The organism is Gorillibacterium sp. sgz306347, assembly GCF_059735245.1.
Genome location: NZ_JCAPET010000003.1, coordinates 94,029 through 119,961 on the forward strand (window position 1 = coordinate 94,029; position 25,933 = coordinate 119,961).

The 25,933-nt window shown below is 59.8% G+C and carries 25 protein-coding genes; 24 read left to right on the plus strand and 1 reads right to left on the minus strand.

The genetic code is table 11. The features are described 5' to 3' along the window. The first annotated feature begins 14 nt into the window (after positions 1 to 14). From AC6I6H_RS03200 to AC6I6H_RS03210, 3 genes are read left to right on the plus strand one after another with little or no spacing between them, the layout of a single operon-like run. Complete coding sequence (locus tag AC6I6H_RS03200) at positions 15 to 995, plus strand: YpdA family putative bacillithiol disulfide reductase (protein WP_497951172.1); 981 nt, start codon at positions 15 to 17, stop codon at positions 993 to 995. A 21-nt stretch (positions 996 to 1,016) separates the two neighbouring features. Then, a complete protein-coding gene (locus AC6I6H_RS03205; protein ID WP_497951176.1) occupies positions 1,017 to 1,739 on the plus strand; it encodes a phosphonate ABC transporter ATP-binding protein in 723 nt (240 codons plus the stop codon). 33 nt (positions 1,740 to 1,772) lie between these two features. Beyond that, a complete protein-coding gene (locus AC6I6H_RS03210; RefSeq protein ID WP_497951181.1) occupies positions 1,773 to 2,648 on the plus strand; it encodes an SMP-30/gluconolactonase/LRE family protein in 876 nt (291 codons plus the stop codon). 176 nt (positions 2,649 to 2,824) lie between these two features. Here the strand turns inward: AC6I6H_RS03210 and AC6I6H_RS03215 are convergent, their stop codons facing one another. Then, positions 2,825 to 3,778, minus strand: a complete 954-nt coding sequence (locus tag AC6I6H_RS03215) for an AraC family transcriptional regulator (RefSeq protein ID WP_497951183.1) — start codon at positions 3,776 to 3,778, stop codon at positions 2,825 to 2,827. Positions 3,779 to 3,901: 123 nt separating this feature from the next. Between AC6I6H_RS03215 and AC6I6H_RS03220 the strand changes: the two genes are divergently transcribed. From AC6I6H_RS03220 to AC6I6H_RS03320, 21 genes are all read left to right on the plus strand, one after another. After that, positions 3,902 to 5,029: a glycoside hydrolase family 88/105 protein gene (locus AC6I6H_RS03220; protein ID WP_497951185.1), complete on the plus strand. Its 1,128-nt coding sequence runs from the start codon at positions 3,902 to 3,904 to the stop codon at positions 5,027 to 5,029. After that, positions 5,016 to 7,025: a hypothetical protein gene (locus AC6I6H_RS03225; RefSeq protein WP_497951187.1), complete on the plus strand. Its 2,010-nt coding sequence runs from the start codon at positions 5,016 to 5,018 to the stop codon at positions 7,023 to 7,025. Before AC6I6H_RS03220 ends, AC6I6H_RS03225 begins: the two co-directional genes overlap by 14 nt. 135 nt (positions 7,026 to 7,160) lie before the next feature. Continuing rightward, positions 7,161 to 8,153, plus strand: a complete 993-nt coding sequence (locus AC6I6H_RS03230; protein WP_497951192.1) for an aldose 1-epimerase — start codon at positions 7,161 to 7,163, stop codon at positions 8,151 to 8,153. 29 nt (positions 8,154 to 8,182) lie between these two features. Beyond that, positions 8,183 to 8,956 (plus strand): alpha/beta hydrolase, encoded by a 774-nt coding sequence (locus tag AC6I6H_RS03235; protein WP_497951196.1) that lies wholly within the window; start codon positions 8,183 to 8,185, stop codon positions 8,954 to 8,956. Between the two features lie 79 nt (positions 8,957 to 9,035). Then, positions 9,036 to 9,782, plus strand: a complete 747-nt coding sequence (locus tag AC6I6H_RS03240) for a YwaF family protein (RefSeq protein WP_497951198.1) — start codon at positions 9,036 to 9,038, stop codon at positions 9,780 to 9,782. A gap of 172 nt (positions 9,783 to 9,954) precedes the next feature. After that, the gene (locus AC6I6H_RS03245) at positions 9,955 to 10,872 is read left to right on the plus strand and encodes an aldo/keto reductase (protein WP_497951201.1); all 918 of its coding nucleotides are present in this window, start codon (positions 9,955 to 9,957) and stop codon (positions 10,870 to 10,872) included. Positions 10,873 to 11,268: 396 nt separating this feature from the next. Then, the gene (locus tag AC6I6H_RS03250; RefSeq protein ID WP_497951203.1) at positions 11,269 to 12,927 is read left to right on the plus strand and encodes a sensor histidine kinase; all 1,659 of its coding nucleotides are present in this window, start codon (positions 11,269 to 11,271) and stop codon (positions 12,925 to 12,927) included. Positions 12,928 to 12,950: 23 nt separating this feature from the next. After that, on the plus strand, positions 12,951 to 13,595 hold the full coding sequence (locus AC6I6H_RS03255; protein ID WP_497951207.1) for a response regulator: 645 nt from the start codon (positions 12,951 to 12,953) through the stop codon (positions 13,593 to 13,595). Between the two features lie 275 nt (positions 13,596 to 13,870). Beyond that, the gene (locus AC6I6H_RS03260) at positions 13,871 to 13,993 is read left to right on the plus strand and encodes a hypothetical protein (protein WP_497951211.1); all 123 of its coding nucleotides are present in this window, start codon (positions 13,871 to 13,873) and stop codon (positions 13,991 to 13,993) included. Between the two features lie 28 nt (positions 13,994 to 14,021). Next, positions 14,022 to 14,765 carry a YveK family protein gene (locus AC6I6H_RS03265; RefSeq protein ID WP_497951213.1) on the plus strand — a complete coding sequence of 248 codons (744 nt, stop codon included), beginning with the start codon at positions 14,022 to 14,024 and terminating at the stop codon, positions 14,763 to 14,765. Further along, entirely contained in the window at positions 14,749 to 15,390 is a 642-nt protein-coding gene (locus AC6I6H_RS03270; protein WP_497951215.1) for a CpsD/CapB family tyrosine-protein kinase, read from the plus strand. Before AC6I6H_RS03265 ends, AC6I6H_RS03270 begins: the two co-directional genes overlap by 17 nt. A 27-nt stretch (positions 15,391 to 15,417) precedes the next feature. Continuing rightward, the gene (galU, locus tag AC6I6H_RS03275) at positions 15,418 to 16,308 is read left to right on the plus strand and encodes a UTP--glucose-1-phosphate uridylyltransferase GalU (protein WP_497951217.1); all 891 of its coding nucleotides are present in this window, start codon (positions 15,418 to 15,420) and stop codon (positions 16,306 to 16,308) included. A gap of 14 nt (positions 16,309 to 16,322) precedes the next feature. After that, positions 16,323 to 17,018: a sugar transferase gene (locus tag AC6I6H_RS03280; protein WP_497951220.1), complete on the plus strand. Its 696-nt coding sequence runs from the start codon at positions 16,323 to 16,325 to the stop codon at positions 17,016 to 17,018. 37 nt (positions 17,019 to 17,055) lie between these two features. Then, positions 17,056 to 18,552: an O-antigen ligase family protein gene (locus AC6I6H_RS03285; RefSeq protein WP_497951226.1), complete on the plus strand. Its 1,497-nt coding sequence runs from the start codon at positions 17,056 to 17,058 to the stop codon at positions 18,550 to 18,552. Beyond that, complete coding sequence (locus AC6I6H_RS03290; protein WP_497951229.1) at positions 18,518 to 19,897, plus strand: lipopolysaccharide biosynthesis protein; 1,380 nt, start codon at positions 18,518 to 18,520, stop codon at positions 19,895 to 19,897. Before AC6I6H_RS03285 ends, AC6I6H_RS03290 begins: the two co-directional genes overlap by 35 nt. Positions 19,898 to 19,944: 47 nt before the next feature. Next, a complete protein-coding gene (locus AC6I6H_RS03295; RefSeq protein ID WP_497951231.1) occupies positions 19,945 to 20,790 on the plus strand; it encodes a glycosyltransferase family 2 protein in 846 nt (281 codons plus the stop codon). Next, complete coding sequence (locus AC6I6H_RS03300) at positions 20,777 to 21,967, plus strand: glycosyltransferase family 4 protein (protein ID WP_497951236.1); 1,191 nt, start codon at positions 20,777 to 20,779, stop codon at positions 21,965 to 21,967. Before AC6I6H_RS03295 ends, AC6I6H_RS03300 begins: the two co-directional genes overlap by 14 nt. After that, a complete protein-coding gene (locus AC6I6H_RS03305; RefSeq protein ID WP_497951241.1) occupies positions 21,961 to 23,103 on the plus strand; it encodes a glycosyltransferase family 4 protein in 1,143 nt (380 codons plus the stop codon). Before AC6I6H_RS03300 ends, AC6I6H_RS03305 begins: the two co-directional genes overlap by 7 nt. 46 nt (positions 23,104 to 23,149) lie before the next feature. After that, positions 23,150 to 24,250, plus strand: a complete 1,101-nt coding sequence (locus AC6I6H_RS03310; protein WP_497951245.1) for a glycosyltransferase — start codon at positions 23,150 to 23,152, stop codon at positions 24,248 to 24,250. Between the two features lie 5 nt (positions 24,251 to 24,255). Beyond that, positions 24,256 to 25,596, plus strand: coding sequence for a UDP-glucose dehydrogenase family protein (locus tag AC6I6H_RS03315; protein ID WP_497951250.1), 1,341 nt, complete (start codon positions 24,256 to 24,258; stop codon positions 25,594 to 25,596). An 85-nt stretch (positions 25,597 to 25,681) separates the two neighbouring features. Next, positions 25,682 to 25,900, plus strand: a complete 219-nt coding sequence (locus tag AC6I6H_RS03320) for a hypothetical protein (RefSeq protein ID WP_497951253.1) — start codon at positions 25,682 to 25,684, stop codon at positions 25,898 to 25,900. Positions 25,901 to 25,933: the final 33 nt, after the last annotated feature.

Consider the following 25,933-nt stretch of genomic DNA (forward strand, 5'->3'; position numbering starts at 1 on the left):
AGAAGGAGAATCCAATGGAGCAAGCAGTCATCATCGGAGCCGGACCGTGCGGGCTTTCCGCGGCGGCCGAGCTGAAGGCGGCGGGCTTCGACCCGCTCGTCCTCGACAAGGGGCCCGTCGTTCACTCGATTTTCCGGTATCCGACCAACCTGACCTTTCACAGTACGCCGGAGCTTCTCGAAATCGGCGGCATTCCCTTCGTCACGGCCAACGAGCGGCCGACGCGCCTGGAGGGGCTGAACTACTACCGCACGGTGGCGGAGCGCAAAGAACTCCGCATCCGCACCTACGAAACGGTGACCGGCATCCGCCGGCTGGACGAAGGCTTCTCCCTGTCCGTCCGGGACCGGGCGGGACGGGAAAAGCAGTACACAACGAAAACGGTCGTCATCGCCACCGGGTATTTCGACCATCCGAACGAGCTTGGCATTCCGGGCGAGGAGCTGGCAAAGGTCAGCCATTATTATACGGAAGCTCATCCCTACGCCGGCATGAAGGTGGTGATCGTCGGCGGAAACAATTCCGCCACGGACGCCGCTCTGGAGCTGATTCGGGCCGGAGCGGAGGTGACGGTGGTTTACCGGGGCGCCCAGCTGTCTCCTTACGTCAAATCGTGGATCCGTCCCGTATTCGAAAGCATGGTGGCCAAAGGGCGCATCCGCATGATGTTCTCTTCGGCGCTTCTGGAAATCCGGGAGGACGAGGTTCTGGTGGCCGCGGGTGCGGAGCGGCTTTGGCTGGAAAATGATTTTGTGCTGGCCCTGACAGGCTTCCGGCCGGACCGCGAGCTGCTGTTGTCGGCGGGCGTGACCGTCGACGAGGCGACCGGCGCGCCGCAGCACGACCCGGAGACCATGAGAACCGGCGTGCCGGGGGTTTACATTGCCGGCGTGGTCGCTTCGGGCAGCCGGGCCAATGAAATTTTTATCGAAACGGGGCGCCATCACGGCAAACTGATCGCCCGGGATCTGGCGGCCGCCGCTAACGGATTATGACGCAAAGGAGCAGCCTTACTCATGATCGTCCGTAATTTAAGCAAATCGTACCTGAAAACAACGGTGCTGGACGGCGTCAGCTTTCAAGCGTCGCCGGGGGAATTTATCGCCATCGTAGGCGGCAGCGGGAGCGGCAAAACAACGCTTTTGCGCTGCCTTGCGCTGCGGGAAAAGTGGGACCGCGGCGAATACGTCATGGACGGCAAAAACGTCCTGGAGGGAAATCCGCTTGAACGGCTGAAGGTTCGCCGCAGCTGGGCCTTTTTGCAGGAATATTCCGACCTGAATCTCAACAAGACCGCAGTGCGGAACGTGCTGGAAGCGCGCTGGCGGCATATGCCGCTCTGGCGGAAGGTGATCCGGAAATCCTCGATGGACGAGCATGTGCACGCCTCGGAATTTCTGGAGAAGGTCGGTCTGCTCGACAAAGGGCTGGAAAAGGTGGAGAAGCTGAGCGGCGGGGAGAAGCAGCGCGTCGCGCTGGCCAAGGCGCTCATTCAGGAAGCCAAGATGATTGCCGCCGACGATCCGGTCAAGGGGCTCGACCCCATCTCGGTGGCCGGCGTAATGGAGGATTTCCGCAACGTCGCAGTCAAGGAAAACGTGGTGCTTTTCTGCGCGATGCAGCAGCTGGAGCTGGCCGAACGGTACGCCACGCGAATCATCGGGCTGAATGCCGGGAAGGTCGTGCTCGACATTTCCGCGCGCAAGCTGACGCTGAAGGAAAAGGATCTTTTTCTGTAAGCAAGCTTCAAGGGATTTGAGAGGAGGCTGGACATGGCGGAGCTGGAATTGGTGCTGGATGCGAAGGCCGCTTTGGGGGAAGGACCGGTTTGGGACCCCGCCCGGAACGTGCTTTACTGGGTGGACATCGAAGGATTTGCGGTCCATGCCTACAACCCCGCGGACGGAACCGACCGGGTCATCCCGGTCGGCCGTCACGTCGGAGCGGTCGCTCCGCGCGAAGCGGGCGGGCTCGTGATGGCGGCGAAGGACGGCATTTATCGGCTCGACCCGTTGACGGGAGAGACGGAGAAGCTGGCGGACCCGGAGGAGCATCTGGACGGGAACCGGTTCAATGACGGCAAGTGCGACCCCGCCGGCCGTTTCTGGGCGGGAACGATGGCTTTGAACGGCGATCCGGGAAAGGGGGCGCTGTACCGGATAAACCCGGATGGCGGCTGCCGGGAGGTATTGAGCGGCATCAGCTGCTCCAACGGGCTGGCCTGGAGCGCAGACGGCGCGACGCTCTATTACATCGACACGCCGACGATGAAGGTCGACGCCTACGACTTTACGCCGGACACCGGCGAATTGACCAACCGGCGGACGGTTGTCGAGATCCCCGAAGGGACCGGCTACCCGGACGGCATGACCATTGACGCCGAAGGGATGCTGTGGATCGCGCATTGGGGCGGCTGGAAGGTGGGCCGCTTTGATCCGGCGACAGGCCGGGAGGTCGAGGAAATCCGCTTGCCGGTCGAGAACGTGACCTGCTGCACGTTTGGCGGCGAAAACCTGGACGAGCTGTACCTGACAACCGCAGGCGGCGGCATGCCGGAGGAAGCGCGCAAGGAGCAGCCGCATGCCGGCGGGCTGTTCCGCATCAAGCCGGGCGTCAAAGGGCTGCCTCCCCACCGGTTCCGGGGATAAACGGTCACCGGATGCGGGGGTAAGCCATTAGCTTGCGCCGCGATGGAGGGAGCCCCTGCCCTGGACGAGTCTTCGGACGGTGTCCCTGGAGGCCCCGCTGCTAGTAACGTAAAACCAAAGCCCGCACGGCCGGACCGCTCCGGCTGTGCGGGCTTTTTGGCGCGCAGGCAACGCGCTTAAGGCACCTCTTGCGAGGCGCGGTACGCGCCCGGACTGCAGCCTTCCGCTTTTTTGAACGTGTGAAAGAAGTGGGACAAATCTCGAAAGCCCGCCGCGGCGGCGATTTCGGTTACCGGCAGGCCGGTGTCGCGCAGCAGCCGTTTGGCGCAGCCGATCCGGCAGGCGGTAAGAAATTCGTTTATCGTGGTCCCGGTGTGCCGTTTGAAGAGGCGGAGCAAATAAGAGCGGGAAACATGAAAAGCGGCGCAGACGTCCTCGGTGCGGAGCGGCTCGGCGTAACGCTCCGACAGAAAGCCCAGCACGCGCTCGATCAGCCGGCTCGTTTCCGGCTGGTCGGCCGGGATGCTCTCGGGAGCCGCACCGCTGCGGACCAGACCAGCAAAGAAGGCGAGCAGCAAGCTTTTGACGGCGAGCGGAAAGCCCGGCCTCCGGTCCGTCAGCTCCCGTTCCAGACGGTTCAGCCTTTCGGTAAGCGCCATGAACGGGAGCGGGGAAAGCCGGAAATGCCGGGAGTCCTCCTGGTCGTCCGGCAGCCAGAGCCGGATCGCTTCCTCGGCAGCCGTGTCGTTTACTAAAAGGTTCTCCAGGTAAGCTTTGTCGACGGCGAGAACATAGCGGTGAAAAGGCTCGCTTTCATCGGGCTTGGACAAATGAGGCGCGAGCGGTTTGACGACGGTCAGCGTACCCGGTCCAAGGGGATGGATGCGGTCGCCGGCAATATAGCTTCCCGACCCGCTGGCGCAGGCGTACAGCTCGTAGCCGGCATGCGAATGAAAGCCGGGCTGGCGCAGCCGCTCCGTCCGAAGGCTGCAGTGAACGGGAAAAGCGGACAACGTTCCGTTGGTCCATTCATCGACGGAAGCGCCGGCGTCGGGCGGCGGCTCGGTCTTCCCGGGAAAACCGCCGGCGGGGGTGCTCCAAGGGGCGGCAACGGGCGGTTTGGATGCCATCGGGTACCTCCTTCTAGGCGTGCGGATGAGTAGACAATTCCCCATACAAAAAGCAGAATCCGCCAAGTCTTCGGCGGCCCTCCGGTTTATACTGGAAACATCAAGCTATGGAGGGAAACGGATATGGAACGCGTGTTAACCGCAAACCGGGTCCGCCGCTCGGCGGAGGCCGTCTGCCGGCAGATGCTGGCCGATCATGCCGGCGGCTGGGGAATGAACATCCGCGAGTGGGATTGGGTGCCCGGCGTGGGCGTCATTTCCATTTTACACTATTGCGAACGGACGGGGAACGAGGCGCTTTTTACCGAATTGGAGCAGTGGGCCAAGAGCGGCCTTCCTTTGGCGGAACGCGCAAGCGTCATCAACGCCATGGCGCCCTTCGCGATTTTTCCGGCGCTGTACCGGAAGACGCAGGAGCCGGTTTTTCTGGAAACCGCCATCCGAATCGGGGACTGGATGCTGAAGGAAGCTCCCCGTACCCGGGAGGGGGCGTTTGAGCACACCGTGACGGAGGACGCCAGCTTCCCGGAGCAGGTATGGGCCGATACGGTTTTTATGGCGGTGCTGTTTCTGGCGCGGTTAGCGGGGGTAACCGGAAAGGCGGAGTACGGCGAAGAAGCGGCGAGGCAGCTGGAGCTTCACTTGAAGCTGCTGCAGGACCCGGTGACGGGCGTTCTGTTTCACGGCTGGAACTGCCTGGCCGGCAATCACATGTCCGCCGCCAGATGGACCCGGGCGAATGCCTGGGTAGCCGTCGGCTTTCCGTTGATTGCGAAGGAGCTTGCGGGTTTCGTTTCCCTTTCCGATGAAGCGGAGCGGCGTTACCGGGACCTAATGCGCGGGCTGCTTTCCTTCCAGCGTCCCGACGGCTTGTGGCCGACCGTGCTGGACCGCCCCGATTATGTCCCCGAAACCTCCGGCAGCGCCGGCATCGCCTGCGGGCTGCTCCTTGCCGTCCGCCAGGGGCTGCTGGACGAAGCTGTTCTTCCGGCCGCGTACCTTGCGGCGGAAGGCATTCTGGAGACGATCCGTCCCGACGGCACGGTTTCGGGAGTATCCGGCGGAACGCCGGTGTTGGCGAGCATAGAAGCCTATAACGCGGTCCCTTGTTTTCCAACGCTGTACGGCCAAGGCCTTGTTCTGATGCTGCTTTCCGAATTGATTCCTCTGTTGGAGCGGGATGCCTCATCGCTCCGGGCGGAGCCCACACAACCGATCGCGGGGAGGCGGAGCGAGCATGACGCCGAATGAAACCGAAGCCGCCTTCCGGCGGCGCTGCAAGAAGCTGCTGGAAGAGATCATGGAGAATCCGATTCCGGAGCACGACGCGCCTAGACGGCGCATGTATTATGCTATTGCCCGGCTCGGACGGGATTTTGAAACCGAACGGGCCTTGGCGGATCTGGCAGCAAGCAATACGGTGCCGGGGCATGACCCGATGTTTTTCCGCCACGCCAACATCGATGCCTGGCTTCGTTTCGGAGACCGCTACCCGGAGGTTCTCCGCACCGCCGTCCGCGAGCGGATGTGCCATGCGGCGCAGTACGAGATTGGCAGCGGAACGGAAAACCACAAGCTGATGAACGCCACGGCCGGTTATCTGGCTGCGCAAAGCTGGCCGGACTGGGAAGAGGCCGCGACGGTCGGCGCCAGCTGCCGGGACTACCTGGACGGCTACTTCTCCCGTGTGGCCCGCTACGGCCAAGGGGAGTTCGATTCGCCGACGTACAGCGTGTTCTATTTGATTACGCTGGCGACCCTGTTTGATTTCGCGAAGGACCGGCTGATGAAACGGAAGGCCGGGATGATGCTCGATTGGTATCTCGTCAATACGGCGGGCGAATGGCTGAACGGCCTGTTTGCCGGAGCCCATTCCCGGGATTATCACCCGGCGGATACCTTCAACGAAGCCCCGGCGGGCATTGTCGCCGCCTGGCTGTACTTCGGCGGCCGGACGCCCAATCTGCGGCAGGCCGGCGAGCCGCATTACAGCGTCATTCTCGCGTTGTCCTCGTACCGGCCGCGCGAAGCGATACTCCGCCTCGCCCGCGACCGGAGCGTGCCCTTCGTTCACCTGGAGACGCACGACCTTATCGCGGCGGAAGAAGCGGCCAACGACGGACACGAAACAAACGCCGTGGCGATTGCCGCGTCTCCGGGCGGGCCAGCCGGACCGGGCAGCCCGGGCAAATCCGGCGGACCGGACGGGTTGGTCGGATTGACCAAATCTGCGGAAGCGGACAGCCCGAACAGCCCGGCGGAGGAACCGGTTTGCTGCAAGGGCTACGGCTACATCAGCAAAGCGGGCGTCCGCAAATACACGTATATGACCGAAGGCTATGCGCTCGGCAGTATGACCGACGGCAGGCGCGGTGACGTCATCTGGTCGGGCCAGCTGCGGCGGTGGTCGCTCGACTGGGACTCGGACAGGCCGAAAAGCGTGTTGTTCTTCACGCATCCGTTTCCCGACTTTGGAGGGCCGGGCGAGCGCTACGCGGAACGATGGCTTGGCTCGTCGCCTTACGAGCAGGTGCTTCAGGACGAAGGGGCGCTGCTCGCGCTCTACGCCATTCCGCCGGGGGAAACCTACCGGTACAAGCCCCGGCAGGCGTTTCCTTCGGACCAGGACCCTTACATCGAAGGCTTTATATCCGAAGCGCTGCTGGCGCTTGAAACGGAAAGCGCCGGACGGCCGGAGGAACGCCATGGAACCCTGGACCGGACCGGCGGCGGGAGCGGCTGGCTGTTCGGCCACGGCGGAAGCGTGCTGGTTGCGTTCCGGCCCTTTGCGCCGTGGCGCTGGCATGCGCCGGAAGGGCTGCCGGCGAGGCTCCGCTCGGACGGCCTCCGAAACGGCGTCGCGGTGCAGACGGCTTCTCCGGACGCCTTCCGCCGCGAGGCGGAGGAGACGCTCCCGCCGGAGGAGCGGCTGTATGCCGAATTGGCCCGCTTCCGGCAAGCAGTCGAGCAGAACACGCGCCTTTCCTTTGACCTGGATGCGGATTGCCCGTCCGCTTCTTTCCGGGCGCTGAACGGAAACGAGCTGCGCCTGGTCTTTGACGGAGATCGGTCGGTGAGCGGCGTGCCGGTGCCCTACGCGGAGTGGCCTTTGATCGGAAGTCCTTCCGTTTTCTCGGCCATCGGCAGCGGCCGGCTCCGCTTCGGCTGCGAGGAAGAGGAATGGCTGCTGGATTATAACGAATGGACTGAAACAAAGCGGGCTCCGGGAGCCCGGGGAGAGAATTGAGCAAAGCGGCAGAACGCGCCGGGGAATCCGGCGGGCGGTCTGCCGCTTTCTGTCGATTGCTGGAAAAGAGGCGATGCACGGGTTACAATAGGGCAAGAAGCAGAAAGCGTTACATACGAAAGGAGCGCTGACCGAGTGGAGCATTTTTTGGAAAATGTGACGTTTATGGGAGAAGCGGCGGTTTGCGCCCGCAATGCGGAGCTGGAGCTGACCGTGGTGCCCGCCTGGGGCGGAACGGCGGTTTCGCTCAAGCACCGCCGCAAAGGGCTGGAGCTTTTGCGGAGCCCGGAATCGAAGGAAGCGTATCAGGTCATTCCCGCGCTTTACGGCATCCCCGTGCTTTTTCCGCCGAACCGGATTGCGGACGGCACGTTCACCTGGAACGGGCGTACCTATCATTTCGATATCAACGACCCCGGCCACAACAATCACCTGCACGGGTTCGCCATCGACCGCAAGTGGGAGCTCTGCTCCGCCAAGTATGAAGGAGGGCGGGTAGTGGTCGAAGTGCAGTTCGATTCCGAACGGGAGCCGGACGTGCTGCGGCAGTTTCCGCATCCGTTTACCATCCGTCTGGTCTATGAGCTGGACGATTCCCGTCTGCTGATGACGGCGGTTATCACCAACACCGGAACGGAAGCGTTTCCGTGCGGCTTCGGCTACCACACGACGTTCCGGCTGCCGTTTGCCGAGAACGGGTCCTTGGAGGACTGCCGCTTTTCGCTGACGGCCGACAAGGAGTGGGAGCTTTCGGAGCGCGCGCTGCCGACCGGCCGTCTGCTGGAAATCCCGGATGCCGCGGAGCTGAACGGCGAAGGAGTTGCCGTTGCCGGCCGGCTGTTCAACAATGCCTATTTGTCCTCCATTCAGGCGGGCGGAGAAAAGAATGAGGCGGTGCTGACCGATTCGAAAGCGGGATTAAAGGTGATTTACGAAGCGGATGCATCGTTCAAGCATTGGGTGATTTACAACCAGGACGCGAAGCAGGGATTCTTTTGCCCCGAGCCGTACACCTGGATCAACAACGCGCCGAATCTCGACCTGGACTCGGCGCTGACCGGCTTTGCCGTGCTTCAGCCGGGAGAAGAGAAAACGCTTGCCAGCGTGATCAAGGTAGTGGCGCTTTAATATCTTCAACTTACGGAGGATGGGTAGACATGGCTTTGATTCAATGTGATTTTTATTCGGAAACGCTTGGGCTTTGCTCCAGCATGAACGTAATCCTGCCGCAGAAGACCAACAGCATGATCGGGATGGAATCCGCGGGGGGCAAAACGGTTTATCCGACGCTTTATCTGCTTCACGGCCTTTCCGACGACCACAGCATTTGGCTCCGCCGCACCTCGATCGAGCGTTACGTCGCGCCGCTCGGACTGGCCGTGGTGATGCCCGCCGTGCACCGGAGCTTTTATACGGACATGCACCGGGGCGGCCGGTACTGGACGTTCATCAGCGAAGAGCTTCCGGCGATCGCGCGTTCGTTCTTTCCGCTGTCGGCGGAACGCAAGGACAATTTTGCCGCTGGCCTGTCGATGGGCGGTTACGGGGCGTTCAAGCTGGCGCTCTCCTGCCCGGACCGGTTCGCCGCGGCAGCCAGCCTCTCGGGTGCCCTCGACATCCGGTCGATCGTCGGGCGGAGCGTCCATCAGCCTGGCGAGCTGGAGAACACCTTCGGCCCGCTGGATAAAATCGCGGGCAGCGACAACGACCTGTTTGCGCTCGCGGAAAGAACGGCCGCGAAAGCCGAAGCGCAGCCAAAGCTGTTCCAATGCTGCGGAACGGAAGACTTCCTTTATGAAGACAACCTGCGGTTCCTGGAGCAGGCGAAGCGGCTCAACCTGGACATTGTGTACGAGGAGGAGCCGGGCACGCACGAATGGGGTTATTGGGACCGGAAAATTCAGCGCGTGCTTGAATGGCTTCCTTTATAAAAGGCGTTTGGTTACACGATGCGAAAGCCGTTCCGCACCCTAATGAAGCGGACCGCTTTGCCGGATGGGGAGGTGCCCGTTGGACCGTTTTTTTGACGCTTACCCGGCTGCACCGTTTACGGCTTATTCGGCTCAGCACGCCGGGGCCATCGCCGTTACCGTTTTGTTGATTGCAGGCTTGTATTTGTTTCGCGGCCGGCTGGCGCCGGACCCCAGCCGAAAAATCGCGCGCTTCACGCTTGCGGCCGTGCTGGCGGTCTGCGAGGTCACGCTGAACATCTGGTATGTGCGGTCCGGCGTTTTTGCCGCACAGGATACCCTGCCGCTCGAGCTTTGCAGCATCACGCTGTACGTAAGCATCGCCATGCTGCTTTTCCGGAGCCGGTTCCTCTTTCCGATCGTGTACTTTGCCGGAATCGGGGGGGCGCTCCAGGCGATCTTGACGCCGGTGCTGGGCTACGGGTTTCCGCATTACCGGTTTCTGGAGTTTTTTATCGCCCATGCGTTTATCATTTTGGCGGCTTTGTACATGGTGTGGGTCGAAGGCTTTCGCCCTACGCTTCGATCCGTCGGCAGGACCATGATTTTTCTGAATGTGCTGCTGCCGTTTATCTGGCTGATCAACCGGGCGACCGGCGGCAATTACATGTTTGTGTCGCGAAAGCCGGATACGGCGTCCCTGCTGGACCTGCTTGGGCCGTATCCCTGGTACCTGCTTTCGCTGGAAGCCGTGGCGGCCGCCCTCTTTTTGCTCCTGTATCTGCCTTTCGCCCGATGGAGCGGCAAAGGCAAGAGACGCTCCGCACACGCGCCGAATGCGCGGTAAAGGAGGCTGACGGTGGAAGAGCTAGTGCTGTTTGTCGAAACGGCCAGACACTGAAGAGGAACGGGCCTTTCGGGACTCTCCCGGAGCCTGGGACTTTTTTACCAGACAGGCGCCCTGGACCGGCGCGCCGGATTCATTCGCCTAAACAATCGGGAAAGAAGGGAGCATTCACATGACACTGCCAAAAGCGACACTCGGAAAAACCGGCTTGGAGGTCACCAGACTCGGGTACGGCGCGATGGAAATCCGCGGCCCGCGGGTCTGGAGCGGGCGTCCCGTGTCCGACGAAGATTCGGGCCGTATCCTGAACGCGGTTCTGGATGCCGGCATCAACTTTATCGACACCTCCTATGATTACGGCCGCAGTGAGGAGCTGATTGGCCGGTATCTCAGCGGACGCCGGCAGGAATTTTACCTTGCCACCAAATGCGGCTGCACGCTTGTGGATTGCGGAGACCACGACGAAACGCCCCACGTCTGGACAAAAGAAAACCTGCTGCACAACATTGAGACCAGCCTGGCGCGCATGAAGACCGACTACGTGGACCTGCTGCAGCTTCACGGGCCGTCGGTTCAGCAAACGGAGGAGGGCGGACTGGTCGAGGCGCTGAAGGAAATCCGGGCTTCCGGCAAAGTTCGACATATCGGCATTTCGTCCTATTTGCCGCATGTTTCGACGTATATTGACGAATACGAGGATTTTGAAACGTTCCAGATCCCGTATTCGGCTTTGGAGCGCGACCATGAGCTGCTTATTGCGAAGGCTGCGGACAAAGGCGCAGGCATTATTGCGCGCGGCGGAGTCGGACAGGGAGAACCCGGAGTCGGACGGGGCAGCGCCGACCGCTGGCAGGCGTGGGAGGACGCCCGTCTGGACGAGCTGCTGGAGGAAGGGGAAAGCCGGACCGGCTTCCTGCTTCGCTTTACGTTGAGCCATCCCGCCGTCGCCACCACCATTGTCGGGACCCTTCATCCCGGACACCTGGCGGAAAATGTGCGGTATGCCGAAAAGAGCGTTTTGCCGGAGGATATCTACCGCGAAGCCGTACAGCGGCTGGAAGCGAAGGGGTATAAACCGCTGGCGCGCTGAGATCGGAGGCAGGGGCGGAACCTCGGCAACGGGAACGCTGCCGGAAGAGCACCGGAGCGGTACCATCAAGAACTGGAAAAGGAAGAACCAATCAGGAAAAAATCCCGTAAATCACCATCAATCCCGGTTTTTATGATTAAACATTTCAATTAATGTGATAACGAAAAATAATCACAAAAGAACAACCCGCCGATGTGCGGGTTGTTCTTTTTACGGGTAATTATGTAAATAAATGTTAAAATAAAACGCTATCATTCTATGAAAACGTACGTCATTTTCGTGTAAGCGGTTCAATCCAATTTCATACTGTTGTTTTTATCGGCAGATGTGTTTATGATTTGAATACCAAAATCAAAAAAAATCCCCTCTTCCGCGTTCCTGGGAGAAAGGGCGGCGATGATGCGCATTGATTCGATTATGGAAAATCGGTTGATATTGTTTTATCGGTACGTTTCGCTTTCGGTGACCTCTTTGGTCTATTTGGTGGGCGATGCGGGAATTTCTCTTGCCTTTGTTTACAAATTCCTGGTGGTTGCGTCTCTTTTTGCCTCGGTGAAGGTTTTGTCGGACCTGTACCGCCGCTGCACGGCTGAATCGAACCTGCTCCGGCTGACAATCGGAATCGAAATGGTCGGCATCATTCTGCTGCTCATTCCGACCGGGGGCTGGAACAGTCCGTTCGCCTGGTATGCTTTTACGCCGGTGCTTGTGGCGGCCAGTTACCTGGCTCCGTACTTCAGCTGGATGCTGCTGCTTGCCTTTTTTGGGGCGACGACGCTGATTACCTACACGGCCTTCAACCCGGAAGGAGACTCTCTCCCCGCGATGCTGCTTGCCAACAGCAATCACTATTTGCTGCTCACCTTGACGACCATGGCCGTCCAGATCCTGGGGAGCATCAAGCGGCAGCTGGAGAGGGCCAACGCCCGCACAAACGAGTCGATGGAGCAGATCAAATCGCTTTATCAAATCGTGGAGGGGGCGGCCAAGCAGCATGCCCACGACATCGGTCAGATCATTTCCGACTTTGCCGTCAAGCTGACGAAGCTGGAACGGGCTTTTTTCTGGTTTGCCGCGGACCGCGACATTTACACCCAGCTGCATGCCCAGACGGGCTGGACCGCCGAAGAGGAAGAGTGGCTGTTCACCGAGCTGGACCGGCAGGCGGACCGTTGGACCGGCCAGGAGGAACCCCGGTTATTCGACGTTCCGGGGCTTGGCAAGATGCTGGGGATGCCCATCCACATTTCGGGCAAACTGGCCGGCTTGCTGGGCGTCAAGCTGGAGCCCTCCGCCAGCCAGGACGGGAGACAATGGCATGCGAAACACCTGATCTTTTTGTCCGAGCTGAGCTCGGTCATTCTCAAAAGGCAGGAGATGGAACGCGTGGAGACGCGGCTCATGATCATCGAAGAACAAAACCGGATTGCCGACGAGATGCACGACAGCGTCTCGCAAAACCTGTTCAGCATCGTCTACGCTTCCCATACCCTGCAGCAGATCTGGCGTAAGCTGCCGCAGGAGCAGGTGGACGAACAGCTCGCGCTGATCCGGGAATCGGCCAATACGGCCGCACAGGAGCTGCGTAAAACGATTTACAGCCTCAGCAGCAAAAAAACGGAAGACGAAGCGTGGAAGGAATCGGTTCGCTCCCACTTGAACACGCTGGCCCGGCTCAACAACGTGCAGATCGACTGGCAAGCCGACGGCGACTGCCGACGGCTGACGCCCGCGCATCAAAAGGCGCTGTTTCGGATCATCTCCGAGGCGACGGGCAATTCGATCCGACACGGCGCATGCCTTCTGGTGAAGGTAACCCTCAAGGTCAAGCCGTACATCATTGAACTGCGCGTCGAAGACAACGGCTGCGGGTTTGACAGCGGCGAAGCTTCGGGCGGAAAGGCAAGAAGAGGACTGGGCATGGACAATATGGCGTCCCTTGCGGAATCGCTGGGAGGAACGTTCGCTTTAGAAAGCACGGTCGGAGTAGGAACGCGGGTGGAAGTGACCATACCGCTCGCGGCGCCGCTGGCCGAATCAATATCTTCTACATAACGGAAAGGAATGGAGGCAGTGCTATGAAAGTCGTCATTGTGGATGATCATCCGTTAGTGAGGAAAGGACTGGCAGCCGTCATTTCGATGCAGGACGATATGGAGCTTGCAGGCGAAGCCATCAACATGGAAGAGGCGCTTCGGGTATTCAAGCAGATCAATCCGGACGTGGTGCTGATCGATCTCAAGCTGGCGGACGAATCGGGCCTGGACATTATCAAAACCGCGAAGGAATTCGGCAGCACCAGCAAATTTATTCTCCTTACGTCATCGGCGAGCCGGGAAGATTTTCTCATGGCGGAGGAAGCGCTGGTCGACGGGTATGTGCTCAAAGAAGCGCTGCCGGAGGAACTGATTTACGCGGTTCGGCTGGTTCACCGGGGACGCAAATACTACGACCCGGGCCTTCTGGAAAGCAAGATGAGGGCGACGGGCAGCAGCCCCGTGGACGACCTCACGCCCAAGGAGACGGAAGTGCTGGTGGCGCTCGGACAGGGCTGCAACAACAAAGACATCGCCGTGCAGCTGTATATCAGCGAAACGACGGTCAAAAAGCACGTCAGCCAAATTCTCGCCAAGCTGCAGCTGGCCGACCGGACGCAGGCGGCGCTGTATGCAAACGCGGTAGGCTTGACCAAGTACCAGGCGGTCACACACGAATCCTTTTGACCTTCCGAACCAATAGATAGCACTCATTTCCCCCTCTGAGAAATTAGAGGGGGTTTTCTTATGCCTTTTTAAGCTTGGATAGGAAATAGGTGTGGTTGTAACTTAAATCACAAATAGCACCAAAGTATACCCTCGAACGGTACCATCGTGAACGCAAAAGTACCTTCCGGGTCCATGAAAACAATTATGAAAACAACTAGAATAAGACTCAGCCAAAGAGAGAGTAAAAGATTGGGAGAGAAAATCACGACCATCGAAAAGAGGGAGCTTGTCGTTTGAAACGCCGTATACTGTTGCTCGTCGTGTTGCTCTTGTTTGCTACGATCATGGCGGCCGCCGCCTATTACGGGATGGGCTTCCCCGAAGCAATCGACGAGAATGGGCGGCAGTTTGCTTGACCATCAAATGGGAAGTGGGAGGAAAGTTATGGAGAAGACGATTCTGGACCAACTGAACCTGATCAAAAAGCGAATTTGGCCGATTCTCCTGTTCGTAGCAATCGCTTGTGTCACCACCTTTTATGTGAGCAATACCCTGATCACCCCGGTATACACCGCTTCCGGCCAATTGCTCGTCAACCAGATCGAAGATCCGCTGGAGGGCAACAGCCTGAACGACGTCAACGTCAGCCTGAACCTGATGGAGAGCTACAAACAAATCATGGGCTCTCCGAAGATCATGAACGACGTGGCGGCCAACCATCCGGAGTTCGGCTACACTGCAGAGGAACTGGCCGACAAGGTTTCCATCTCCGGGAACGACAAAAGCCAGATTCTGCGGCTGAGCGTCTCGGACGAAAATTATCAGACCGCGGCCGGCATCATCAACGCCGTATCGCTTTCCTTCATTCGCGCGGTGCCTGAGCTGATGAACCTCGACAACGTCCGGATTCTGAGCTCCGCCGATCCCGCCAAAACACCGGAGCCGGATAACGGCGGGGTTGCAATGAACCTGGCGGTCAGCTTCATCGTTTCGCTGATGGTCGCCGCGGGCGCGGTTCTTCTCCTGGAGAACACCAACGGCACGCTCCGCAGCGAGCAGGAAGCGATCCACGACATCGGGCTGCCGGTTATCGCCGCCATTCCGGTCATTCGCAAAAAAGACTTCGGGAACGACCCCAAAAATGTGAAGAGAAAGCTGGGTGAAGCGCCTCATGTTGCCGTTGAGTAACAGCTTGATTGTCGAGCGTAACGTCAAATCGCTGCCGGCCGAATCGTTCCGGTCCCTAAGAACCTTTATCCGCCAGCAAGGCATCCGAAACCGCGAAAACGGGTATGTGCTCCTTTGCTCTTCCGCCGGAAGCGGGGAAGGCAAAACGACGATCGTCGCCAACCTAGGCGTTTCCTTTGCGCAGGACGGCAAAAAAACCGTCGTGCTGGACGCCAACCTGCGCAAGCCCGCTCTTCATGAAGTGTTTCAAATCGAGAACCATACCGGGCTGACCGCTTATCTTCGGGATAACGTCGACGCGAACGAGGTCGTTCATGAAACGGCGGTCGAAAATCTTTCGATTATCCCGACAGGCAGCATTCCCTACAATCCGGTCGAGCTGCTCGGCAGCCCCCGGATGGCGGAGCTCCTGGAGCAGCTTCGCCGGGAGTTTGATGTGATTCTTCTTGATTCTCCGCAGCTGATGGATTATTCCGACGGGCGGGTTATCGCCGGCGTAAGCGACGGAGTGGTTCTGATCGCCCGGCACGGCAAATCCAGACGGACGAAGGTCCGCAAGGCCAACGAGCTGTTGCAGCAGGCAGGCGCCACCGTTCTCGGCATCGCCATGAATCAAGCCAAATAATCTTACGACCCCAAGGAGGAAAATGCGATGAAAACTGTAAAAAAGGCCATTATCCCCGCAGCTGGACTGGGCACGCGCTTTCTTCCGGCCACGAAGGCAATGCCGAAGGAAATGCTTCCGATCATCAACAAGCCGACCATTCAATACATCGTGGAAGAAGCCGTCGAATCGGGCATTGAAGACATCATCATCGTAACCGGCAAAGGCAAACGCGCCATTGAAGACCACTTCGACAATGCGTTCGAGCTGGAGAACCGGCTCCTGGAGGACGGCAAGCTGGAGATTCTGCGCGAAGTGCAGCGCTCCTCCAAAGTCGAGATTCACTACATCCGTCAAAAAGAGCCCAAAGGCCTCGGCCATGCCGTCTGGTGCGCCCGCCGCTTTATCGGCGACGATCCGTTTGCGGTTCTGCTCGGCGACGACATCGTATCGAGCCGCGTGCCGTGCCTGCGCCAGCTGATCGACCAGTACGAGCAAACGCAAAACTCCGTCATCGGCGTGCAAACCGTGCCGGACGAAGTGACGAACCGCTACGGCATCATCGAGCCGGACCAGCAGATCGACCGCCTGTACCGGGTCAACAACTTCGTGGAAAAACCGAAGCCGGGCACCGCGCCGTCGAATCTGGCCATCATGGGACGCTACGTTTTCACACCGAAAATTTTCAAATACCTCGAGCTTCAGGAAAAAGGAGCGGGCGGTGAAATCCAGCTGACCGACGCCATCCAGAAGCTGAACCAAAGCGAACGCGTCTTTGCTTATCACTTTGAAGGCAAGCGTTACGACGTCGGCGAGAAGCTCGGCTATATTCTCACCACGCTGGAATTCGCGCTTGCTTCCGATGAGCTTCGCTACCCGGTTCTGGATGCGATGGCGGAATACTTAAGCGCCGCCGAAACGAAATCCATGACGGGCTGAAGGGAGTGTAACGCATGAAAACGAGAGAGTCGCTGGATGAGCTTGACTATGTGGTCCCGCGAAACGCTTACTATTCCAAAGTCGACTCGACCGCCAAGCGCCTTTCGATGTACGCCGTAACCAAACGCGCTACCGACATCGTCTGCGCCATTCTCGGACTAATTCTGGCAATGCCCATCATGCTGATTGTGGCCATTCTCATCAAGCTTGAAGATCCCAAGGGCAAAGTGATCTTCAAGCAGATCCGCATCGGCAAAAATGAAAAACCGTTTTACATTTACAAATTCCGGTCCATGGTGCACAACGCCGAAGAACTCAAAAAGCATCTGCTTGCCAAAAACGAAGTCAGCGGCGCCATGTTCAAGATGAAGGACGACCCGCGCATTACCCGGATTGGCCGATTCATCCGGAAAACGAGCATCGATGAAATTCCCCAGCTGTGGAACGTCCTCATCGGCGACATGAGCATGGTCGGCCCCCGGCCGCCGCTCCCCGACGAAGTGAGCAAGTACACCGCCTTTCAAAAACGCCGGCTGGCCGTAATTCCCGGCATTACCGGGTACTGGCAGGTAAGCGGCCGCAGCAACATCGGGTTTGAAGACATGGTCAAGATGGACATCGCGTACATCCAAAAACGCTCGATCCTGTTTGATTACAAGATCATGCTGAAAACCATTTGGATTGTCATTGCACGCAAAGACGCGTATTGATCGTTTCGGATAAACAGTCGGACAGGAGGAGCTTGGCATGAGCGCGGAACTGAGAGTGCAGGCCGCAGCAAACCGCAAAAACGCATTGCGCCACGCAGCACTGGCGGCCGTTCTGGCCGCGGCGGGCCTGCTGGCCCCGGTGGTGATCGGGTACGCAAGCGCAAAGCTTGGCCCCGATACCAGCGTCCAGGCGGCGCTGGTGGCGGCGATGGTGTTTCCCGCCTTTTTGCTGGCGGTGCTGCAAAGCCGCCTGCTGGTGCCTTACAGCCTGCTGGTATGGGCGGTCGCTCCGGAGGTCCGCCGGCTGGCGGATTGGATGGACGGCACGTATCACTCCGTTTCGCTGATCAGCCTGGCCCCGCTGCTCGCATGCGCCATGACGGCGATTCCGGTCCTGGTCAACATGCACAAGCTGAAGCGGCCGATGGTCCGGGTCATTGTTCTGTTCGCCGTCGCCCTGGCTTATGGAAGCTTGATCGGGCTGGCGCGCAACGGAATGGGCTTCGCCTACGACCTGGCCAACTACCTGATTCCGCTCCTGATGCTGCCGTATTTTGCGGTCACGCCGTTTGATACCAAAGGCTTCGACCGGCTGATCAAATCGTTTTCCGCCATCGCCGTGTTTGTCGCGGTCTACGGCATCATTCAATACCTGGTCGTTCCGCCCTGGGACGCCTTCTGGATGAACCATGCCGGCATGATGTCGATCGGCACCCCGTACCCGCTGGAAATCCGGGTGTTCTCGACGCTGAACTCGCCGGGGCCGGCCGCCATTTTCCTCACGACGGCGCTCGTGCCCATGATCATGGAACGGCGCTGGAGAGGGCCTTTCGGCTGGATCGGCGTGGTGCTGGTCACCGTCGGGCTGCTGACGACGCTTGTCCGGTCCGCCTGGATCGTGCTGGTGGTGATGCTGTTTGTCTACCTGGCCACTTCTCCCGGAAAGAACAAATGGAGAATCATTTTGCAACTCGGTTTCGTATTCGCGGTTTTGTACTACACCATCCCGAAGGTTCCCGGCGCGGACGCGCTCGTTTCCCGGATGGAAACGATGACGGATCTTTCGGAGGACCGTTCGTACAACGACCGGCTCAACCTGCTGCAAACGATGGTGCCGGCGGTAACCGGCAACCCGGTGGGGCAGGGGCTCGGCAGCGTCGGCGGCGGCACCAAGCTCGCCAACGACGGCTCGCTCGGCGAGCTGGGCATTCTCGACAACGGCTTTCTCGCCTTATTGATTACCTTTGGTGCGGCCGGCGGAATCTTTTTCTTCGCCGCGCTTGCGGCGCTAGCCAAACAATTGATCGCTCGCATCCGCAAACGGGGCCATGAACAAAGATACGCTCGACTGGCGTTCGCCACCTGGGCGGGCGCCGTGGTCAGCCTGATTTCCGAAAACGGCTTTCCGGGCATGAGGGGCTACCTCATCTGGATGATCGTCGGAATGGGGCTGGCCGCTGTAAAAGCAGCCACGGACGAAAGAAAGAAGGGACATACCGATGCAGCAGACAAACGCGAAGCCGCTGCCGTTTAAAGCAGCCTTCTCCTTCCTGAAGGGCTTTGCCAAAAGCTCGGACAGCGGGTCGGCGGCGGTCAAAACGATGGCGATCAGCATCGGCATCCTCGGCGTAAACGTGCTGACGGGCGTGCTGACCGCACGCTATCTCGGGGCGGAAGGCCGGGGCGAGCAGACGGCCATGGTGAACTGGTCCCAGTTCCTGGCCTTCTGCGTAAGCTTCGGCATCCCTTCGGCACTGATCTACAACGCCAAAAAGTACGTGGAAGACACGGCGAAGCTATACGGGCTCGCCATTGTGATGGGCATCCTGGCCGGTCTGGGCGCCATGGGCGTCGGCATCGTGCTGATGCCGCTCTGGCTCTCCAATTTCAGCCCGTCGGTCGTGCTTTTCTCCCAGTGGTCGATGGTGCTCGTTCCGGTTATCGTCATCTCCCAGATCAACAACGCGATATTGCAGGTCCGGGGCGAATTCAACCGCTACAACCGGCTCCGGTACGTGATTCCGCTCACGACGCTCGCCCTGCTCGGCATTTTGATTGCCGGGGGCTGGATGACGCCGTACACGACGGCACTCGCCTACCTGCTGCCTTCGGTGCCGATGTTTCTCGCCATGACCTGGCGGCTTTGGCGGATTTACCGGCCTTCCCTGCGAAACGGGCGGATGCACGTCAAACGGCTGCTGGCTTACGGCATCGGTTCGTACGGCATCGACCTGCTCGGTCAGGTCGCCGCCTACATCGACCAGATTCTGATCGCCGGCCTGCTGAATCCGGCCGACCTTGGCTTATACGTCGTCGCCGTCAGCCTGGCCCGCGTGGTGCACGTATTCTCCACCTCGATCACGGTGGTGCTGTTCCCGAAAGCGTCGGGGCTGGAAAGCAAGGAGCAGGTCATCGCCATGACCTTCAAGGCGTTCCGGATTACGACGACGGTCACGCTGCTCTGCTCGTCGGTGCTGATGCTGCTCGCGCCGTTCATTCTGAACCTGCTCTACGGGCCCGAGTTCAAGGAGGCGCTCACCGTCTTCCGGATTCTCCTTCTGGAGGGTGTCATCGGAGGAGGAACGCTGGTGCTGGCGCAGGCCTTTATGGCCCTCGGCAAACCGAAGCTGGTCACGCTGCTGCAAGGCTCCGGCCTCGCGCTGGTCGTGCCGCTGCTGCTCTGGCTGGTGCCGGCTTACGGCTTGACGGGCGCCGGTATCGCAATGATCGGTTCGGTGCTGATCCGGTTCGTCTTCATCCTGATCAACGTCCGCTTCAACCTGAAGGTGCCGATTCCGCGCATGTTCCTGACCCGCGAAGATCTGGCTCTCTTAATCGATAAACTCAAGTCTTACCTGGGCAAAAAATCGGCGGGCTAACGGTCCCGCATCTGGCGGCATTATTCAAACGAATGGAGGAATCGACCATGAAGCAAGGGAACGGCGGACTGCCGGCCTACCCGATCTCGGTCGTCATCATCGCGCAGGACGACGAGGAGCGCATTCGCCACGCCGTGAATTCCTGCAGACCCTTCGCCGACGAAATCATCGTCGTCGACGGCGGAAGCCGGGACGGCACGGTCCGGGAAGCCGAGGCCCTCGGCTGCACGGTATATGAGAATCCCTGGCCGGGCTACGCCAAGCAGCGGATGTTCGGCACCGACCGGGCGGCGCACGACTGGATTTTCCTGATCGACACCGACGAGGTGGTGAGCGAGGAGCTGGCCGCGGACATTCTGGCTAAGAAAAACGGCGGCGCACTCGCAGACGGGTCCATCGGCTATTCCCTTTACCGGATCGGCGATTTCCTCGGCCGCTGGCTCGACCGCGGCGAATACCTGGTCCGCTTGTACAACAGGCGGCAGTACGGCATCCGTGACAGCCTGGTGCACGAAGCGCCGGACATTCCGGAGGAGAAGGAAGCGAAGCTGAAAGGCGTGCTTTGGCATTACGGCTTCCGCAGCATCCACGATCACGCCAACCGGTTCAACAAATACACCGACCTGGAGGCCGAAACGGCCGCCGCGGCGGGCAAATCCTTCAGCGTCATGCGCATGCTGTTCCGGCCGCCGGCCCGGTTCTTCCTGCAGTACTTCATCCGCGGGATGTACAAAAAGGGCGTCGCCGGCTTTGCGGTCGCCGTGTTCTGGGCGTACTACGATTTTCTGACCAGCTTCAAGCATTTTGAGAAAACCGAAGCGGTGCGGCACATGGCCAAACACCTCGAGGAAAAAACGGAGAAGAAAGGGGAGGCGAGCTATGCGGTCCAATAGCGGGTTGAACATTCTGACCACCGGCCTGAGCTGGCCGTCCCTGCAGCCGGGCGGGCTGAACACCTACTTCCAGGCCGTTTCCGAGAAGCTTGCCGAGCGGAACCGGGTCCAGGCGCTGATCTGCAGCGACGAGATTCCGGCCGCTCCCGAAGGTCTGACGCTGATCAGCGGCGCCAGCCCCGCCATGTCCCTGATGAAGCGCAAGGACGCTTTCCAGGCGAAGGCGGCGGAGCTGATGGACCGTGGGAGCATTGACGTCTTGTACACCCACTTCGCGCCGTATGCGGTCGGACCGGCGGCGGAAGCGAAAAAGCGCGGCATTCCCGTCGTGTTCGGCTTCCACGGTCCCTGGAACGAAGAGATGAAGGTGGAAGGCCAGGGCATCAAGCATATGCTCAAAACCACCATCGCCAAATCGATCGAAAAGAAAGCGTACCGGCTGGCCGACCGGTTTATCGTCCTCAGCGAAACCTTCCGCGACATCCTCCACGACCACTACCAGGTGCCGCTGCACAAGATTCAGATCATTCCGGGCGCGGCCAATGTTGACCGGTTCCGCCCTGCGCCGAACCGGCTTGCGGTGCGCCGCAAGCTGAACCTGCCGGAAGGCGCCACCACCGTGCTGACGGTCCGCCGCCTTGTGAACCGCATGGGGCTCCTGCAGCTGCTGGAGGCCTGGCGCAACGTCACCGCGAAATTCCCCAACTCGGTGCTTCTCATCGGCGGCAAGGGGCCGCTCCGCGAGGAACTGCAGCGCCGGATCGCCGACTACGGGCTGATCAACAAGGTGATCCTGCTCGGCTACGTGCCAGACGCCGAGCTTCCGCTTTACTACCAGGCTGCCGACATGTTTGTCGTTCCGACGCAGGTGCTGGAGGGCTTTGGCCTGATCACCGTCGAGGCGATGGCGACCGGACTTCCGGTTATGGCGACGCCGGTCGGCGGAAACCGGGAGATCCTGTCCAAATTCCGGCCCGACCTGCTGTTTGGAGGCGTAACGAGCGAAGACATGACCGAAGGGCTGCTGCGGAGCCTGAGCAACCGCGACAAGCTGCCGAGCCGCGAGGAATGCCGGGAGCATGTGCTGGCTCACTACACCTGGGATTCGGTCAGCGCGCAGGTCGAAAGCGTGTTTCAGCAGTTAATCAAGAAAGAGGAGGTGGCGGCCGGATGCTGAGAGTTGCCTATCTGGATCACACCGCGCGCTGGAGCGGCGGGGAAGTCGCCCTGTACAACATTTTGATCAACCTGGACAAACAAATCGATCCGTTTGTCATTCTCGGAGAAGAAGGCCCGCTGGCGGACCGGCTCCGGGAAAAGGGGATCGACGTCCGGGTCGTGCCGATGGACGAAGGCGCGAAAACCCGCGAGCGCAACGCGGTTAACCTCGGAGCCGTCAGCGACGCTTACAAGCTGTTCCAATACGGCCGCAAGCTTGCGCCGCTCCTGAAAGAGGAGCAGGCCGTCTGCGTCCATACCAACTCGCTGAAATCGGCCTTCTTCGGAGCGGTCGCCGCCAAGACGGCGCGGCTGCCGCTGATCTGGCACATGCGCGACCACATCGGGCCGCCATACCTGAAGCCGATCGTCGCCAAGACGATCCGCATGCTGACCCGGATGCTTCCGAACGGCGTTATCGCCACCTCCAAGTCGACGCTGCATTCCCTGCAGCTGCCGGAGTCGAAGAAGACGCTTGTGGTTTATTCCTCCTTCGCGCAGAGCATCGGAGAGCCGGTGCCGCGCCCGCTGGAGAAAAGCGAATTCAACGTCATCCTGGCCGGGCGCTTCGCCCACTGGAAAGGGCAGCATGTGCTGCTGGAGGCGGCAAAAAGCTTTCTGGACGACAAACGCGTGAATTTCTGGCTGGCCGGCGACGCCCTGTTCGGCGAAGACGAGTACAAACAAAGCCTGCTCCGCACAATCGAAGCGGACGGCCTCGTCAACGTCAAGCTGCTCGGTCATGTCGATGACATACAAGGCATTATGCGCCAAGCGGATCTGCTGCTGCACACCTCGATTACTCCCGAGCCGTTCGGTCAGGTGATCATCGAGGGAATGGCCGAAGGGCTGCCGGTTATCGCCTCGAACGAAGGCGGGCCGACGGAAATCGTCATTCCCGGCGAAACGGGCCTTTTGATCAAACCGGACGACCCGGCGACGCTGGCAAATGCGATCCGCTGGATGCTCGAACATCCCGAGGAGAGGAGGGAGATGGGAGAGAAAGGCCGCAAACGCGTCAAGGACCATTTTGTGATCGGCGATACCGTGAAGGAAATCACCCAGTACTACAAAGGTTTGTTGAGCGGCGCCTGACGGGCCGGCGGTTAGGTTATCGAAACCATGTCAAAGGATGATACCGATGAAAATTGCGATTGCGCACGATTATTTGATCCAGATGGGCGGAGCGGAGCGGGTGGTGGAGGTCTTTCACGATATGTATCCGGAAGCCCCCATCTTCACGACGGTGTGGGACGAAAAAAAGCTGACCCCCAAGCTCAAGGAAGTGGACATCCGGTCCACCTGGCTGAACAAGATGCCGGGGGTCCAGGGCAACTTCAAACGGATGCTCCCGCTGTACCCTCTGGCGATCCGCGATTTCGATTTTCGTGAATTCGACATCGTCCTCAGCTCCAGCAGCGCGTTTATCAAAAGCATCCGGGTGCCGAAGCACACCTTCCACCTCTGTTACTGCCACACCCCGATGCGGTTCGCTTGGGACTATGACAATTACATGAAAAGCGATGCCAAGCCGGGCGTGGTCAAACGGATGCTGAGGGTTTACATGCAGCAGCTGAAAAAATGGGACCGAGACACCGCCAGCCACGTGCACCAGTTTGTCGCCAACTCCTCGGTCGTGAAGAAGCGGATTGAAAATTACTACAACCGGACGGCGGATGTCATCTTCCCGCCGGTGAACACGTCCCGCTTTCAGGCGGCGGAGCGGATTGCGGACTACTACCTGATCGTATCCCGGCTCATTCCGTACAAACGGATCGATCTTGTGGTGGAAGCTTTCAACCGGAACGGCCTCCCGCTCTACATCGTCGGAGACGGGCCCGACCGCAAGCGGCTTTCCGGCATGGCCAAAAGCAACGTCAAGCTGCTCGGGCGGCTGCCGGACGAGGACGTCAGCCGGATGATGGCGGAATGCCGGGCGCTGATATTCCCCGGCGAAGAGGATTTCGGAATTACGCCGCTGGAAGTGAATTCGGCCGGACGGCCGGTAATCGCCTACCGGGCCGGGGGAGCGCTTGATACGATCGTTCCGCATGTCAACGGAGTCTTTTTTGACCGTCCGGAGGTGGACGATCTGCTCCAGGCCGTCAAGGAAGTGGAAAACCACGCCTGGAACGTCGGGCAAATCATCGGACATGCGCGCAAATTCGACGAAGCAACCTTCAAGGAGAGGTTTAAACACTACGTGGAGCGCAGCTATGTGAATTTTCTCAAAGGAGGTTGAAGGATATGAAGCTGGCGGTGATTGGAACCGGCTATGTCGGGTTGGTATCCGGCGTTTGCTTTGCGCAGAAAGGGCACACGGTCATCTGCATTGACCGGGATGAAACCAAAATCGACTTGCTGCGCAATAAAAAATCCCCCATCTACGAGCCTGGCATCGAAGAGATGATCGAGAAGAACATGCAGCAGGGCAGGCTCGAATTTTCGGCGGATCTGGCTGAGGCCGTAAAGAAATCCGATGTGATCCTCATCGCCGTTGGAACTCCTTCTCTCCCGGGCGGGGAAGCGGATCTTCGCTTCATCCGCCAGGTCGCGGTCGATATCGGCCGCGCTATGAACAGCCGCAAGATCGTCATGACCAAAAGCACGGTTCCCGTCGGCACCAACGAGCTGATCGCCACGCTGATCGAACGCGAAACCCGTATTCCGTTCGACATCGTGTCCGCCCCGGAATTTTTGCGGGAAGGTTCCGCCATTCAGGATACGCTGTACCCCGACCGGGTGATCATCGGCCTGGAGAACGGCGAATTGGAGCCGGTCATGCGCGAGCTGCACCGCGGCTTTACGGACAACGTATTTGTGACCGACATCCGCAGCGCGGAAATGATCAAATACGCGTCCAACGCCTTTTTGGCTACCAAAATCTCGTTCATCAACGAGATCGCGAACATTTGCGAAAAGGTGGAAGCCGATGTTTCCCAGGTGGCGGTCGGCATGGGAATGGACCGCCGGATCGGATCGTCCTTCCTGCAAGCCGGAATCGGCTACGGCGGCTCCTGCTTTCCGAAGGACACCAACGCGCTGATCCAGATCGCGGGCAACGTCAATTACGAATTCAAGCTGTTGGAGTCGGTGGTCGAAGTGAACAAGGGCCAGCGCTTCATGATCATCAGCAAGCTGCGGGAATCGCTCGGCAGCCTGCGCGGCACGCGGATCGGCATCTGGGGCTTGGCGTTCAAGCCCAACACGGACGACATCCGGGAAGCGCCGTCGCTTGAAATCGTAGAGACGCTGGTCCGGGAGGGCGCGTTTGTCTCTCTTTACGATCCGGTGGCGGCGGACAACTTCCGGGAGAAGTTCGACCACCCGCAGCTCATCTGGTGCGAGTCGTCCCTGGAAGCGGCCCGCGGCACCGACGCGGTTTGCCTGCTGACCGACTGGAGCGAGTTCAAAGACGTCGACCTGCGCCGCATGGCGCTCACGATGCGCAAGCCAATCCTGATCGACGGGCGCAACGTCTTCGATCGCGAGGACATCATGGGCACCGGACTCGAGTATCATTCGGTCGGCCGCCCGCGCATCAGCGGCGGCGACAAGGAATACAGCGGCATGGCCACCGCCCGTTAAGGGGAGCCGTTGCGCTGGCAATAGCGAAGGGGACCGGGCATACCGCAGAAGCGTCAGCGTTCGCCTTTGTTTCCGGGCGGCCTCATTGGCAGCATCTCGATCAAGCCGCCTGGAAACAACAGCGATCGAAGGAATGCACGGAGACCCGCAGCGGACCGTCGGCGCAACCGGAAGCCGCAGCGGCATGACCGCCGCGATAGCAGATAACGCAATCGGCGGGACCGCCGTGGAGGAAGGATTGGAGCCGAAGGAGCGCAAGCGTCCGCCTTTGGTTTCGGATTTCAACCGCAGACAGCGGCTTTAATTAGGAAATCCGAAATCAACAGCGGCCGGAGGC